Below are 14,256 nucleotides of genomic sequence, written 5' to 3'. Positions count from 1 at the left end.
TTTGCGCGTCAGCCGCTCGTTAACAATTAAACAGATGGCAATGGTTGCGGCCGTTGTCATGGTGTTTGTTTTTGTCTTTTGCACCGTTTTGTTGTTCCATCTGGTACAGCAGAACCGCTACAACACGGCTACGCAACTGGAAAGCATCGCGCGATCTGTTCGGGAACCTCTTTCTTCCGCGATTTTAAAAGCGGATCTCCCCGGCGCGGAAACCATTCTGGAAAGTATTAAACCTGCGGGCGTGGTGAGTCGCGCCGATGTGGTATTGCCGAATCAGTTCCAGGCGTTGCGTAAGCGCTTCATTCCTGAACGCCCCGTCCCGGTTATGGTGACGCGTCTCTTCGAACTGCCGGTACAAATTTCTTTGCCGGTTTATTCGCTGGAGCGTCCCGCCAATCCGCAACCGCTGGCCTACCTTGTATTGCAGGCGGATTCGTACCGTATGTACAAATTCGTCATGAGCGCGCTCTCTACGTTAGTGACCATTTACTTACTTTTATCGCTGATCCTGACGGTGGCCATCGCCTGGTGCGTAAACCGCCTGATTGTGCATCCGCTGCGCAAAATCGCCCGCGAGCTGAACGACATTCCGCAGCAGGAGCTGATCGGACATCAGCTGGCGTTGCCGCGTCTGCATCAGGATGATGAAATTGGGATGCTGGTGCGCAGCTATAACCTCAACCAGCAGCTTATGCAGCGTCAACGCGAGGAGCAAACGGACAACGCGATGCGTTTTCCGGTTTCCGAGCTGCCCAATAAAGCCTTTTTAATGGCGCTGCTGGAACAGGTTATCACCCGCCAACAGACCACCGCGCTTATTATCGTGACGTGCGAAACGTTGCGTGACACGGCAGGCGTGCTGCAAGAAACGCAGCGGGAGATTCTATTACTGACGTTGGTTGAGAAGCTGAAGTCGGTGCTGGCGCCGCGCATGGTGCTTACGCAGGTCAGCGGCTATGACTTTGCCATTATCGCCCACGGCGTCAAAGAGCCGTGGCACGCCATCACATTAGGTCAGCAAATACTCACTATCATTAATGAACGACTACCCATTCAGGGTATTCAACTGCGCCCAAGCTGCAGTATTGGCATTGCGATGTATTATGGCGATCTGACCGCCGAAGAGCTCTATGGTCGCGCCGTCTCCGCCGCGTTTACCGCGCGCCGAAAAGGTAAAAATCAGATCCAGTTCTTTGACCCGGCGCAGATGGAGGCCGCTCAACAGCGCCTTACCGAAGAGAGCGATATCCTTACCGCGCTGGATAACCATCAGTTTGCCATTTGGCTGCAGCCGCAGGTCGAGATGCGCAGCGGCAACGTATTAAGCGCCGAAGCCTTGTTACGTATGCAGCAGCCGGACGGTAGCTGGGAATTACCGGAGGGACTGATTGAGCGCATTGAATCCTGCGGCCTGATGGTCACGGTGGGCCATTGGGTGCTGGAAGAGTCCTGTCGCCAGCTTGCCGCCTGGCAGGAGCGAGGCGTGACATTGCCGCTCTCCGTCAATCTTTCCGCGTTACAGCTCATGCACCCTGGCATGGTGTCGGAGCTGCTGGAATTGTTAAACCGCTATCGTATTCAACCAGGTACGCTGATTCTTGAGGTCACTGAAAGCCGCCGTATCGACGATCCGCACGCTGCCGTCGCTATCTTACGTCCGTTACGTAATGCTGGCGTGCGTATCGCACTGGATGATTTTGGCATGGGTTACGCGGGGCTGCGCCAGTTACAGCATATGAAGTCGCTACCGGTCGATATCCTTAAAATTGATAAAATGTTTGTCGATGGGTTACCGGATGATCACAGTATGGTGACGGCGATTATCCTGATGGCCCGCAGTCTTAATTTACAATTGATTGCCGAGGGCGTGGAGAACGAGGCGCAACGCGCGTGGCTGGAACAGGCGGGAGTCAACGTCGCGCAAGGCTTCCTGTTTGCTCGGCCCGTTCCCGCGGATATCTTTGAAGAACGGTATCTGTCGCACGAAAATCCTGATTACAAAAGTTAAAAAAGGTCGCGCTTGTGCGAGCCAGCTCAAACTTTTTAACATTTTTGTTTCAATTATGATCCTGGCGCATTTCTGTCATGTTGTGTGGGTGTTATTTTAAGGCCGCAGGTTACTCATAACCTTACAAGACCTGTGGTTTTTACTTCAAGGACACCCTATGAAAACCTCTCTGTTCAAAAGTCTTTATTTTCAGGTCCTGACAGCAATCGCCATTGGTATTCTCCTTGGCCATTACTATCCTGAACTGGGCGCACAAATGAAACCGCTTGGCGACGCGTTCGTTAAGCTCATTAAGATGATCATCGCTCCTGTCATTTTCTGTACTGTCGTGACGGGCATCGCAGGCATGGAAAGCATGAAAGCGGTGGGCCGTACCGGCGCGGTCGCGCTGCTTTACTTTGAAATTGTCAGTACGATTGCGCTGATTATCGGTCTTATCATCGTCAACGTCGTGCAGCCTGGCGCCGGGATGAACGTCGATCCGGCAACGCTGGATGCGCAGGCGGTGGCCGTTTATGCCGCACAAGCTAAGGAGCAGGGCATTATTGCCTTCCTGATGGATGTTATACCGGGCAGTGTGATCGGCGCGTTTGCCAGCGGCAACATTCTGCAGGTCTTACTGTTTGCGGTGTTGTTTGGTTTTGCGCTGCACCGTTTGGGCAGCAAAGGCCAGCTCATTTTCAATGTGATTGAGAGTTTTTCGCAGGTCATTTTCGGCATCATCAATATGATCATGCGCCTGGCGCCGATTGGTGCATTCGGCGCGATGGCCTTCACCATCGGTAAATACGGCGTCGGTTCCCTGGTGCAACTGGGGCAGCTCATTATCTGCTTCTATATCACCTGTATTCTCTTCGTGGTGGTAGTGCTGGGGACGATTGCACGGGTAACGGGCTTTAGCATTTTTAAATTTATTCGCTATATCCGGGAAGAATTACTCATTGTGCTCGGCACCTCCTCTTCCGAGTCAGCGTTGCCGCGTATGCTCGATAAGATGGAAAAACTGGGGTGCCGTAAGTCGGTGGTAGGGCTGGTGATCCCGACGGGGTATTCGTTCAACCTCGATGGCACCTCTATCTACCTGACGATGGCGGCGGTGTTTATCGCCCAGGCGACCAACAGCCATATGGATATCTTCCACCAGATAACGCTGCTGGTCGTGCTGCTGCTCTCGTCAAAAGGCGCTGCGGGCGTGACCGGAAGCGGCTTTATCGTGCTGGCGGCCACTATCTCCGCCGTAGGCCATTTACCGGTTGCGGGACTGGCGTTAATCCTCGGTATCGACCGCTTTATGTCCGAAGCGCGCGCGCTGACTAACCTGGTGGGTAACGGCGTGGCGACGGTGGTGGTTGCCAAATGGGTGAAAGAGTTAGATCACCAAAAGCTGGACGATGTGCTTAATAATCGTGCGCCGGATGGCAAAACGCACGAAATTTCCTCCTAATCTCGCCACTTATGCCCGTAGTCCCTTCCAGGACTGCGGGTGTTTGCGCATAATTGACCCCTGCGCCCAAAGCATACAGCATGATGCTTAGGGATTATTTCACTTCTTCCGTGACATTTTTAGGTTCTCGCGGTCTAACACGAAGTGTTTTTACGTCATATTCAGGCATCCCTGCCGGGGCTGTCTTTTTATTACCAGGATTGTTGATCAGGGGTTCACATGCAGGGCACAAAAATTCGACTCTTAGCGGGCAGTCTGTTGATGTTGGCCTCTGCCGGCTATGTGCAGGCAGATGCGCTCCAGCCCGATCCGGCATGGCAACAGGGGACGCTGGCTAATGGGTTACAGTGGCAAGTGTTGGCTACGCCTCAGCGCCCCAGCGATCGTATTGAAGTTCGTCTCCAGGTTAATACCGGTTCGCTCACCGAAAGTACGCAACAGAGCGGGTTCAGCCATGCGATTCCCCGTATCGCGCTGACGCAAAGCGGTGGTCTGGATGCCGCACAGGCACGTTCTTTATGGCAGCAAGGGTTTGATCCGAAACGTCCCATGCCGCCCGTTATTGTTTCTTATGATTCCACGCTCTATAACCTCAGTTTACCCAATAACCGTAACGATCTGCTGAAAGAAGCGCTGACCTATCTGGCTAACGTCTCCGGTAAATTAACCATTACGCCAGAGACGGTGAATCATGCGTTAAGCAGCGAAGATATGGTTGCGACGTGGCCAGCAGATACTAAAGAGGGCTGGTGGCGTTATCGGCTGAAAGGGTCGGCGTTATTGGGGCACGATCCCGCGGAACCGTTAAAGCAGCCGGTAGACGCAGCCAAAATTCAGGCTTTCTATGAAAAATGGTACACCCCGGATGCCATGACGCTGATTGTTGTCGGCAACATTGATGCGCGCTCCGTCGCCGAGCAGATCAATAAAACGTTCGGTACGCTGAAAGGTAAACGCGAAACGCCCGCCCCGGTGCCGACGCTTTCGCCGCTGCGGGCGGAATCAGTGAGCATTATGACCGATGCGGTGCGCCAGGATCGTCTCTCCATTATGTGGGATACGCCGTGGCAACCGATTCGCGAGTCGGCGGCGCTGTTGCGCTACTGGCAGGCGGATCTGGCGCGCGAAGCGCTGTTCTGGCATATCCAGCAAGAGCTTACTAAAAATAACGCGAAAGATATTGGTCTGGGGTTTGACTGCCGGGTTCTGTTCCTGCGCGCGCAGTGCGCCATCAACATTGAATCACCTAATGATAAGCTCAATACCAATTTGAGCCTGGTGGCGAATGAACTGGCGAAAGTACGCGATAAAGGTTTGTCGGAAGAGGAGTTTACTGCTCTGGTGGCGCAGAAAAATCTCGAATTGCAAAAGCTGTTCGCGACCTACGCGCGTACCGATACTGACATTTTGACTGGACAGCGTATGCGCTCGCTGCAGAATCAGGTGGTGGATATCGCGCCGGAGCAGTATCAGAAGCTGCGTCAGAATTTCCTCAACAGCCTGACCGTCGATATGCTCAATCAGAATCTACGTCAGCAGCTATCGCAGGAGATGGCATTAATTTTGCTGCAACCGCAAGGCGAGCCGGAATTTAATATGAAGGCGTTAAAGGCGACGTGGGATGAAATCATGGTCCCGACAACTGCCGCCGCTGTTGAAGCAGATGAGGCGCATCCGGAAGTGACGGAAACACCGGCGGCACAGTAAGCTGCCGCCTGTCGGCCCGGTAAGCGCAGCGCCACCGGGCAAGAGCGAATGACTTACTGCGGCATCGCGTCGTGCGGAATAATGGCCCCACGGTACTGAATCACCGTGCTGGCCGTCAGGTGTCCGCGCTTCGCGGCATCCGTCGCGCTGCCGCCCGTCAAACGAACGGCCAGATAACCGGCGCTGAAGGAGTCGCCTGCGGCAGTGGTGTCTATCACTTTCTCTTTCGGCAGTTTCACTGCCGGAACGTCAATGAGCGCCTCGCCCTGAATCGAGACCAGGCAAGAGTCCGCCCCGCGTTTTACCACCACTTCCTGTACGCCTGCCGCATGGGTGCGGGCAATGACCTCTTCCACCGGTTGCTGGCCCCATAGCGCGTCTTCATCGTCCAGTGTCAGGAAGGCGATATCAGTACATTCCAGCATCTTTTGATAGACCTGCTGCGTTTCTTCGCGACTTGTCCATAAACGCGGGCGATAGTTATTATCAAAAATGACTTTCCCGCCGTTGGCCCGACATTCACGCAATAAAGACAGCAGCTTATCACGGCTGGTCGGGCTTAAAATCGCGAGGCTAATGCCGCTCAGGTAGAGATAATCGAAGGTCGCCAGCGCCTCGCAGATAGCCGCTGACTGCTCGCTCTCCAGCCAGAATTTCGCTGCCGCTTCGTTACGCCAGTAGTAGAAGGTACGCTCGCCAGTATCATCGGTTTCGATGTAATAGAGGCCTGGCAGGCGATTTTCCATCCGCTGCGTTAGCGAGGTATCCACATTTTCATGCTGCCACGCCTCCAGCATCTGTTGGCTGAAACTGTCGGTACCCAGCGCCGTCACATAGTGAACGGCCAGAGCGGCAGAATCGACCTGACGGGCAATATAAACGGAGGTATTCAGCGTGTCGCCGCCGAAGCCGCGCTGAACATCAGCGCCTTTCTGCGACAGCTCAATCATGCATTCGCCAATCACGGCAATCTTTTTAGACATAGTCGTGAACCTGATCTGTAAAAATTAGCGTTAGTGTGCGCTGTGGATGTTTAGTGGTCAATAATATTAAAACATCGGTCCATTATTTTTTTGAGCAAGTGCGTATTTTTGACAAGTTTCGTGGTCTGTTTTTATTTTGCCAGGGACCGAGGGTAAAGTTCTCTGCCTGAACGCCGATAACCTTTGACGAGTCCGGACAGTCACACTCCCATTAACAGGACAACTGAGATGATAAAGCAGGTTATCCAGCAGCTACGCGTTCCTGATGCAGGTATAGAGAATTTGCAGGAACGGCGCTATTGGCTGCAATGCGAGCGTGCCTATACTTACCAGCCGATATACCAGACGGATGGCCGTCTGATGGCGGTTGAACTTCTCACTGTCGTCACCCATCCTGATAACCCTTCCAGACGTATTGCCCCGGATCGTTATTTCGCGGAGTTAGCGGTTCGACACCGCATTGACGTAGTGAAAGAACAACTTCATCAGCTTGAACAAAAAGCGGATTTTTTCACTCGCCATCACTTATTGGCATCGGTCAATGTCGACGGCCCTACGCTGATTGCCATGCGACGACAGCCGGACATTCTGGCAGCGATGGAGCGCTTACCCTGGCTGCGTTTCGAACTGGTGGAACATATTCGTTTGCCGAAAGACTCCTCTTTCGCCTCGATGTGTGAGCTCGGCCCGCTGTGGCTGGATGATTTTGGTACTGGTATGGCCAATTTTTCAGCGCTGAGCGAAGTGCGTTATGACTACATTAAAGTGGCGCGAGAGCTGTTCGTCATGCTGCGCCAGTCCGCGGAGGGGCGCAACCTGTTCATTCTGCTGCTGCAACTGATGAACCGCTACTGCCGCGGCGTTATTGTCGAGGGCGTGGAGACGCTGGAAGAGTGGCGTGATGTGCAGCGTTCGCCCGCCTTTGCCGCCCAGGGCTATTTTCTTTCTCGACCCGTGCCGCTGATATCGCTCGAAGAGGTGATTCTGACCCTGTAATGCCAGACTGTTCCCGTAATACGTGGTATTACGAGGCGCGGTCATCCTCCTTTTTCGTCTGGCTGAACTATCTTTAGGACAGGCAAGGGAAGAAGTGAGGAAATAACACATGACTAAAGCAGGCAAAATAACCGCCGCCATCACAGGGACTTTCTTGTTGTTGATCGCCATAGTGATTTTGTTGATCGCAACATTTGACTGGAACCGCCTCAAACCGACCATCAACCAGAAAGTCTCTACCGAATTGAACCGGCCTTTCGCTATTCGCGGCGATTTAGGCGTGGTGTGGGAACGCCAAAAACAGGAGACCGGCTGGCGAAGCTGGGTACCGTGGCCGCATGTTCACGCGGAAGACGTCATTCTCGGCAATCCGCCGGATATTCCGGAAGTCACGATGGTACATCTGCCACGCGTTGAGGCGACGCTTGCTCCGCTGGCGCTCCTGACCAAAACCGTCTGGCTGCCGTGGATCAAACTGGTGAAACCCGACGCGCGTCTTATTCGTCTGTCCGAGAAAACCAATAACTGGACCTTTAACCTCGCGCAAGACAAGAATACGGACCCCAATGCTAAACCTTCCGCCTGGTCCTTCCGGCTGGATAATATTCTCTTCGACCAGGGGCGAATCGCGATCGATGATAAGGTCAGCAAGGCGGATATCACTATTCTGATCGATCCGTTAGGCAAACCGTTGCCGTTCAGCGAAGTGACGGGAACGAAAGGCAAAGCAGACAAATCCAGCGTGGGCGACTATGTCTTCGGCCTGAAGGCGCAGGGGCGTTATAACGGGGAACCGTTGACCGGTACGGGCAAAATAGGCGGTATGCTGGCGCTACGCAGCGAAAGTACGCCTTTTCCTGTGCAGGCCGATTTCCGCTCTGGCAACACGCGGGTGGCTTTTAGCGGCGTGGTGAACGAGCCGATGAAAATGGGCGGCGTCGATCTGCGGCTTAAATTCTCTGGCGATTCACTGGGCGATTTATATGATTTAACCGGCGTGCTGCTGCCGGATACGCCGCCGTTTGAGACCGATGGGCGATTGGTGGCGAAAATTGACGCCGAAAAGTCATCGGTATTTGATTATCGCGGTTTTAACGGGCGCATTGGCGACAGTGATATCCACGGCTCCCTCACTTATACCACCGGTAAACCGCGCCCTAAACTGGAAGGCGATGTCGAATCGCGCCAGTTACGACTGGCCGATCTTGGGCCGCTGATTGGCGTGGATTCCGGGAAAGACGCTGAGCAGTCGAAACGGTCTGAACAGCGCAAAGGCGAGAAGAATGTTCAGCCGGCGGATAAAGTGTTGCCTTACGATCGCTTTGAAACCGACAAATGGGACGTTATGGACGCCGATGTCCGGTTTAAAGGCCGACGTATTGAGCATGGCGGCAGTCTACCGATTAGCGATCTTTCGACCCATATCATCCTGAAAAACGCCGACTTACGTCTACAGCCGCTGAAGTTTGGTCTGGCAGGCGGCAGTATTGTCTCCAACATCCATCTGGAAGGGGATAAAAAACCAATGCAGGGGCGGGCGGATATACAGGCGCGTCGGCTGAAGCTTAAAGAACTGATGCCGGATGTGGAGCTGATGCAGAAAACGCTGGGCGAGCTGAACGGCGATGCGGATATTCGCGGGACGGGCAACTCGGTCGCCGCGCTGCTTGGCAACAGTAACGGCAATCTGAAATTATTGATGAATGATGGATTGATTAGCCGCAACCTGATGGAAATCGTGGGACTGAACGTCGGCAACTATATTGTCGGGCAGATTTTTGGCGATGACGAAGTGCGGGTTAACTGCGCGGCGGCGAATCTCAATATTGCGAACGGCGTGGCGCGACCGCAAATTTTTGCTTTTGATACAGAAAATGCGTTGATTAACGTGACCGGTACGGCGAGCTTCGCCTCTGAACAGCTCGATTTAACCATTGATCCGGAAAGTAAGGGGATTCGTATTATTACGCTGCGATCGCCGCTGTACGTGCGTGGGACATTTAAAAATCCGCAGGCGGGCGTCAAGCCCGGCCCGCTGATTGCGCGCGGCGCGGTTGCGGCAGCGCTGGCGACGTTGGTAACGCCCGCCGCCGCGCTATTGGCGCTCATTTCGCCCTCTGAAGGCGAAGCCAATCAGTGCCGGACGATTTTAACGCAGATGAAGCAGTAACGTGAAACGTAGCGCCGGATGACGCCATCCGGCGCCCTATTACAACGCCTGATGACGCGTCTCATGGGTTAACAGCAGTGCAATCAGCGTCAGCGCCGCCATTGACGCCAGGTAAACCCCTACCGCCGCCAGCCCGTAGTGGCTTTGCAGCCATGCGGCAATATATGGCGCGACGGAAGCGCCCAGAATTGATGACACATTGTAGGAAAACGATGCGCCGGTATAGCGCACTTCCGTCGGAAATAGCTCCGGCAGCAGCGCTCCCATTGGGCCGAAGGTCAGTCCCATCAGGCTCAGGCCTAACAACAGGAATACGAATACCAGCGCTGGATTGCCTGAACCCAGCAGCGGGGTAAAGGCGAACAACGCGAAGAGAATGATGAGCGTGGTAATGATGACCATGCTTTTCCGACGGCCAAATGCGTCCGCCAGCAGGCCGGCGACGGGCACCATCACGCCGAAACCAATCACCGCCATCATCAGCATCCACAGTATTTCATTGCGCGGCAAGCCAAGCCCTACCGGCGCGGCGGCAGTGCTGTAAGTCATGGAATAGACGGTCATGATATAGAACAGCGTGTAGGTCGCCAGCATGATAAACGTGCCGAGAATGGTTACGCGGACATGCTTCGTCAGCAACGTGCCCAGCGGTATTTTTACCTGTTTTTTCGCTGCAGCGACTTTCGCAAACACCGGCGTTTCATGCAGCGACACGCGCACATACAGGCCAATAATCACCAGCACCGCCGAGAAGATAAACGGCACGCGCCAGCCCCAGCTCATAAACTGCTCGTCGGTCAGCAGCCAGGAGAGCAACAGGAAGGTGCCATTGGCAAAAAAGAAGCCGATCGGCGCGCCCAACTGCGGGAAGGAGCCATACAGCGCGCGTTTGCGCGGCGGCGCATTCTCCGTCGCTAATAACGCTGCGCCGCCCCATTCGCCGCCCAGCCCCAGTCCCTGACCGAAACGCGCCAGCGCCAGCAGCAACGGCGCGAAAATACCTATCGTCGCGTAGCCCGGTAACAGACCGATAATGACCGTGGAGATCCCCATCGTCAGCAGCGAAGCCACCAGCGTGACTTTGCGGCCTACCCGGTCGCCGAAGTGGCCGAATAGCGCAGAGCCGATCGGACGCGCCACAAACGCGATAGCGAAGGTGGCGAGCGATTGTAGCGTTGCCGCAGTGGGATCGCCCTGGGGGAAGAAGATAAGGGGGAACACGATCACCGCAGCGGTGGCGTAAATATAGAAGTCGAAGAACTCAATTGCGGTGCCGATAAGCGAGGCAATAACGACTTTATTGCGTGAGTTTACCGGAACATGTTCCTGCTCATGGTCGAGTGTTGTGGCGGTTGCTTGCATACTATTTTCTTATTTTTAGCGAACGAATAGCCATATTACGCACAGCAAAAGTTATATTTCAATGTGTAACAAAAGCCAAAAATGGTCAAAAAAAGCGCAAAAAGGGGATAATGTTTAAGCCAGCCATTTTGCGTCTATGAAATGCTTCACATAATTTTAGAATTGGTGGATAAAACTGGTTTCTGGTTAAATAAAAGTTAATTACTGGATTTATATGCTGAAACAATGAGATGAGGCGGAAGGACGTGCCTGATTGTACCGCCGGGTACGCTTTGCTTGCCCGGCCTGGGTACACACAGCAGTAGGCCGAATGACGACGCCGTGCGTGCCATTCGGCAGCAAGCCGCAGACTAGCGTTGCGTTTTACCCGGCATTCGCGGGTCGTCCTTGTATTCGGCGGTGGCTATCCAGGCCGCGCAGAATAACGTCAGACGGGCAAAAAAGTAGAAGAAGGCCATCAGACCGAGTACGGAGCCAAACGCTGCGCCGGAAGGCGATTTCACCAGTGACGGCAGCGTATAAGTCATAATGATTTTAATCACCTCAAAACCGATAGCGGCAATAAATGTCCCGCGAATCAACGCTTTTTTACGGGGACGATGGCGAGGCAGTCGCCAGAAAATCCAGAAGAAAAGCAGATAGTTGGCAAAAATAGAGATGGCCAGACCGATCAAATGCCAGGCCGGTTTTAACCATTCGATGCTGTCGAGATACAAGGCGGAGATGATCATCTGCTGGGCGGAACCGGCGATGGAAGTAATGGACAGCGTAATGATTAAAGCGATTAATAATCCAATCAGCGAGATAAAATCGCGCAGATATTTGAGCCAGATTTTCTCCTGATCCTGCGGCTTGCGCTCCCAGACGTCCCGTGACTGGGCGCGAATCGCTTCCCGCAGGTTGCCCATCCAGTTAACGCCGGAATAGAGCGCGATACCCAGTCCGACCAGCCCTACCGTGGTACGCTGTTGAACCGCCGTATTAATCGTATTTTTAAGCGTGGACGCCAGCGTAGGATCGCTCACATTCATCAATATCTTGCTGAAAATATCTTCCAGTAGATTAGGGTGCGAGGCGAGGATAAAACCTGCTGCGGCAAAGGACACCATCATTATCGGGATCATCGACAGAAACGAAAAGTAGGTGATAGCCGCGCCAAACTGATTACCCAGTCGATCGTTAAAACGTTCGGTCGCGCGAATGAGGTGGGCCACCATTGGTTGACGCTGAATTTTTTGCACCAGGGAGGTGACGGAATGCAACGCCTGATTTGCCTTTTCGTTTTTTTCCGGGGCGTCATGCGGCTGCGTTTCTATTTTTTGTATCGGGTCGTGCTCCAGTTCCTGAATAGGGCGTTTTACGTCATTTTCCTGCGTCATCAGGTCGGTAGTCCTTCATCATTAATAGAATATGTCAGTATAGCTTCTCCCCGGTGGATACTGAAAATGCGGCTACTCTGCGGCCTCTTTAATGGTTTCAGTCAGCCATACCATAAACAGGTGTACCCGGCGGGAAAGATTACGGCGATGGGGATAATGCAGCGTCACCGGCAGTGGAGCGGCGCGATATTGCGGTAAAATTTCAATGAGCGTTCCGGCGCGTAACGCCTCCCGTACAGCAATGCGCGGCGTCTGAATGATTCCTAATCCTGCCAGACAGGCCGTATGCCAGGTCTCCGTACTGTTTACCGTTAGCATTCCGCCGGTTTTTACCCACTGCATACCGTGGGGAGTTTCAAAGGCAAAACCCGGTGAAGAGACTCCCGGCGTCAATGAATAATGCACCACCGCATGTGAGGCGAGGTCGTCAAGGTTTTCTGGATACCCAAAGCGCGCCAGGTATTGTGGGCTGGCGCAGTTCACCCTTCTCAGTTTGCCAAGCGGGCGCGTCAGTATCCCTGGCGCATGTAGCGGATCTGTACGCACCACGCAGTCGAAATCTTCCCGTAGTAAATCGACCTGTCGATCGCTACTACAAAGTTCCAGCGCAATGCCGGGATATTGATGCAAAAAAGTGGGCAGGCGCGGCATGATGAGGCTGTTTGCGAGACCTGGCGGTATATCTACCCGTATTTTGCCGCTGATACTGGCGGGATCAGGCTGGAAAAGACCTTCCAGTTCATCCAGGTTACTCAACAGATCTTTTGCCCGTTCGTAGTAAACCATTCCGTCCTGAGTAAGTTGTACCCGCCGGGTGGTGCGGTGGAGCAGGCGGATGCCCAGTTGATGTTCTAACGCTTGTATTTGCCGTGAGACGCTGCCTTTGGGAAGGCCGATATCCTCTGCTGCGCGGGAAAAACTTTCCCGTTCCGCCACGCGTACAAACAATTTCATTGCATATATTTTATCCATCATCAGGCTCTATTATTGTTTTTATTGAAACAGTGACGCTGAAGCGGCTGGTTTTATTGATTTTCTAGCATCTAATAAGCCCTTTCGCAATCATTGCTCGCGTGACGAATACGTCTGATCACGTTGCGCGGCGGATTTATCGCCTTCCGGCCAGGCTTTTTAGCGCCAAAAAGCCGATAAACGGGACGAGAGCGGTAAAACACGCTGATAGCCGCGGGTGTAGTGGGAGAGAGAAATGCATGTACATACACGGTATTGTCATTGACCCATCGTCGCGGTTTTCAGGCGGATTGGCTATTTTTTTAACAAAATGTGCTACTTTATTTTTTGTAACACATCAGGCGAAAAGCAGATATTTCCTTTGTGACGCGCCAGGCGTACTCTTCATTAAATTAATATTCAAATTAGCCTTGTCTGTTTGTACTAATAAGATATTCCTTACTTTAAAAGGCTAATTTTAGCGAATTCTGTAATCCCGATGTTGAAGCTGTAAATATTCATAACCTTTCCCTTCCTCAACCAATGACTATCGGTAAAATGGCCTATACCAAATGGCGACTTCTTATTTTACCCTACGGGTAATACCCTTCCTCATCTTGAGACTATTATCTTACCCAGGTGGAGAAAAGTAATGCAGGTAATCATGTTTGACAGGCAGTCAATATTTATTCATGGAATGAAAATCAGTTTGCAGCAGCACATTTCAGGAATAAGTATCCAGAGTGTCGGTCAGGCAGAAGAACTCTGGCAAAAAATAGAAAGCGCGCCGGATGCGCTGGTCATGCTGGATAGCGGCCTGGATGCTGAATTTTGCCGCGAGGTGTTACAAAGAATCGCGCAGCAATTTCCGGAGGTGAAGATTATTATCACGGCGATGGATGGCAGTCAAAAGTGGCTGCATGAAGTCATGCAATTTAACGTTCAGGCCGTGGTGCCACGCGATTCTGATGCCGAAACCTTTGTCCTTGCGCTCAATGCTGTCGCTCGCGGGATGATGTTTTTACCGGGGGATTGGTTAAATTCAACGGAGCTGGAGTCCCGTGATATAAAAGCGTTAAGCGCCCGCCAGCGGGAAATTTTACAGATGCTTGCCGCAGGAGAATCAAATAAACAAATTGGGCGGGCGTTAAATATTAGTACCGGGACGGTTAAAGCGCATCTGGAGTCGCTTTACCGGCGGCTGGATGTAAAAAATCGTACCCAGGCCGCCATGATGTTAAATGAATCGAATTAAC

General features: G+C 52.9%; 10 protein-coding genes. 6 read left to right on the top strand and 4 right to left on the bottom strand.

What is annotated here, in order from left to right:
• Position 1: 1 nt before the first annotated feature.
• From hmsP to ACLJRH_RS07850, 3 genes are all read left to right on the top strand, one after another.
• Complete coding sequence (hmsP, locus tag ACLJRH_RS07860) at positions 2–2,008, top strand: biofilm formation regulator HmsP (RefSeq protein ID WP_001266362.1); 2,007 nt, start codon at positions 2–4, stop codon at positions 2,006–2,008.
• Positions 2,009–2,165: 157 nt separating this feature from the next.
• Positions 2,166–3,452 carry a C4-dicarboxylate transporter DctC gene (gene dctA, locus ACLJRH_RS07855; protein ID WP_000858228.1) on the top strand — a complete coding sequence of 429 codons (1,287 nt, stop codon included), beginning with the start codon at positions 2,166–2,168 and terminating at the stop codon, positions 3,450–3,452.
• A gap of 219 nt (positions 3,453–3,671) precedes the next feature.
• A complete protein-coding gene (locus ACLJRH_RS07850; RefSeq protein ID WP_001163182.1) occupies positions 3,672–5,159 on the top strand; it encodes a M16 family metallopeptidase in 1,488 nt (495 codons plus the stop codon).
• A gap of 53 nt (positions 5,160–5,212) precedes the next feature.
• Here ACLJRH_RS07850 and ACLJRH_RS07845 read toward each other — a convergent pair whose 3' ends face one another.
• Positions 5,213–6,142, bottom strand: a complete 930-nt coding sequence (locus tag ACLJRH_RS07845; protein ID WP_000037575.1) for a sugar kinase — start codon at positions 6,140–6,142, stop codon at positions 5,213–5,215.
• Between the two features lie 228 nt (positions 6,143–6,370).
• Here ACLJRH_RS07845 and pdeH point away from each other — a divergent pair, with 228 nt between their 5' ends.
• Together pdeH and ACLJRH_RS07835 are read left to right on the top strand one after the other, a co-directional pair.
• The gene (gene pdeH / locus ACLJRH_RS07840; RefSeq protein ID WP_001635926.1) at positions 6,371–7,138 is read left to right on the top strand and encodes a cyclic-guanylate-specific phosphodiesterase; all 768 of its coding nucleotides are present in this window, start codon (positions 6,371–6,373) and stop codon (positions 7,136–7,138) included.
• 109 nt (positions 7,139–7,247) lie between these two features.
• On the top strand, positions 7,248–9,308 hold the full coding sequence (locus tag ACLJRH_RS07835) for an AsmA family protein (RefSeq protein ID WP_000158671.1): 2,061 nt from the start codon (positions 7,248–7,250) through the stop codon (positions 9,306–9,308).
• A gap of 39 nt (positions 9,309–9,347) precedes the next feature.
• On the opposite strand, the gene ACLJRH_RS07830 is transcribed toward ACLJRH_RS07835, so the two are convergent.
• The 3 genes from ACLJRH_RS07830 to ACLJRH_RS07820 all read right to left on the bottom strand — a co-directional run bounded on the left by ACLJRH_RS07830 (position 9,348) and on the right by ACLJRH_RS07820 (position 13,021).
• Positions 9,348–10,670: an MFS transporter gene (locus ACLJRH_RS07830; protein WP_001148981.1), complete on the bottom strand. Its 1,323-nt coding sequence runs from the start codon at positions 10,668–10,670 to the stop codon at positions 9,348–9,350.
• 350 nt (positions 10,671–11,020) lie between these two features.
• Complete coding sequence (yhjD, locus tag ACLJRH_RS07825) at positions 11,021–12,049, bottom strand: inner membrane protein YhjD (protein ID WP_000191230.1); 1,029 nt, start codon at positions 12,047–12,049, stop codon at positions 11,021–11,023.
• Positions 12,050–12,121: 72 nt separating this feature from the next.
• Positions 12,122–13,021 carry a LysR family transcriptional regulator gene (locus ACLJRH_RS07820; protein ID WP_000358048.1) on the bottom strand — a complete coding sequence of 300 codons (900 nt, stop codon included), beginning with the start codon at positions 13,019–13,021 and terminating at the stop codon, positions 12,122–12,124.
• Between the two features lie 631 nt (positions 13,022–13,652).
• On the opposite strand from ACLJRH_RS07820, the gene ACLJRH_RS07815 reads away from it, so the two are divergent.
• Positions 13,653–14,255 (top strand): response regulator transcription factor, encoded by a 603-nt coding sequence (locus ACLJRH_RS07815; protein ID WP_001196091.1) that lies wholly within the window; start codon positions 13,653–13,655, stop codon positions 14,253–14,255.
• The last annotated feature ends 1 nt before the right edge of the window (position 14,256 follow it).

The sequence above is a fragment of the Salmonella sp. SAL04162 genome (genome assembly GCF_046551535.1).
In the GTDB taxonomy this organism is placed as follows: domain Bacteria; phylum Pseudomonadota; class Gammaproteobacteria; order Enterobacterales; family Enterobacteriaceae; genus Salmonella; species Salmonella enterica.
This window is presented reverse-complemented; position numbering and strand designations above follow the sequence as displayed.